Source organism: Clostridium sp. UBA6640 (assembly GCF_002455975.1).
Classification (GTDB): domain Bacteria; phylum Bacillota; class Clostridia; order Clostridiales; family Clostridiaceae; genus Clostridium_J.
In genome coordinates this window covers 1-1563 of sequence record NZ_DKLM01000121.1, presented here as the reverse complement: position 1 = coordinate 1563, position 1563 = coordinate 1, and the positions used below count along the sequence as shown (strand labels likewise).

General features: G+C 33.3%; 1 protein-coding gene. It reads right to left on the bottom strand.

Features of this window, described 5'->3' with window-relative positions:
• Window positions 1-36 precede the first annotated feature (36 nt).
• Window positions 37-1563, bottom strand: a 1527-nt coding sequence (ltrA, locus tag B2W91_RS13245; protein WP_349680806.1) for a group II intron reverse transcriptase/maturase, incomplete at its 5' end; no start/stop codon positions are given.

Genomic DNA, 1563 nt, shown 5'->3' with positions numbered 1-1563 from the left:
AAGTTAAATTTTCATTAAGGAATCCTATAATACTCTCTATATAATGCATTTCAAATCGAGTAGGAGCTGAATAATTATTTTATTTAGCGACCTCTCACACCACCGTGCGTACCGTTCGGTACACGGCGGTTCAATAGAAATTAATGTACTAATGAATGACATTTCAGATATAGAAATTAAACCTATTTCTTTGAGGTATTTATTAGTTAGTGCTTTAGATAATATAGGGCTGCTGGATATTCTCCAATAGCCTTTTCTTGTGCTAGCATATTCCCATGCTTTGTTATTTGGAATTCCTAATTTTACAAGATTATCGTGTTTTGTCTTAATCTTTTTCCATTGTTTCCAAAAACACATTCTTATCCTTCGCCTTAGCCATTTATCAAGTGTTCTAAGAATATTCCTCATATCAGCAATAGCGAAATAGTTTATCCATCCCACTATTGCTTGTTTTAATTTTAGAAACCTATATTCTATATTCATTGCATTACTTCTTGAAGTTAACTTCTTAAGTTTTGCTTTAAATTTGTTTAAAGACTTCTCATGAGTTCTTATTCTGTATTCACCTTTACCTCTGTAAAAAGAAAATCCTAGAAATTTAAGTTTCCAAGGTCTATCTACTGTGCTTTTGTCTTTGTTTACTTTGAGTTTTAGCTTCTCTTCAATAAATTTCGTAATGCTCTCCATTACTCTGTTTGCAGCTTTCTTACTTTTAACATATATATTACAGTCGTCAGCGTACCTGCAAAAGCAAAGCTTACGCTTTGTTAGTTCTACATCAAGTTCATGTAGCATTATGTTGCTTAATAATGGGGATAATGGTCCACCTTGCGGTGCTCCTTCTCCTGTTCCCATAACCACACCATTTATCATTACACCACTCTTCAGATATTTTCGTATCAGAGAAATTACTCTGCCATCTTTTATATCGTTAGATAATAGTCTTATTAGCTTATCGTGGTTTATTGTATCAAAGTATTTTGCAAGGTCTATATCCACTGCCCAAGTATATTCTGCATTAATATATTGCCTGCATTTTTCAACAGCTTGCTTCGCACTTCTTAATGGTCTAAAACCATAATTATTGTTTATAAATTTACCTTCATATATAGGTATTAGAATTTGAGCAATAGCCTGTTGGACAACTCTATCTACTACAGTAGGTATTCCTAATAATCTCTTTCCGCCGTCAGGCTTAGGTATTTCTACCCTCCTGACGGGTTGAGGTTTATATCTACCTTCCAGTAATGATTGCCTTAATTTCTGTCCATGTTCTTTTAGGTATTGTAGAAGTTCATCTACTGTCATACCATCAATACCATGACTTCCCTTATTGGCTTTTACTCTTTTATAAGCATTGTTCATATTATCCTTAGATAATATTCGCTCTAGTAAATCACTACCGTATTCATTGACATCGTTTCTTCCTTCTTTATACATGGAAGAAATACTGGGCACTTCTATATTAGCTTTGAGTTCCACTCTATTTTCATATAGATAGTCTTCCTTATGAAGTTGTCTGCTTTTATCATATTTCTTCGTATCTTTCAAAATTCTGAAACC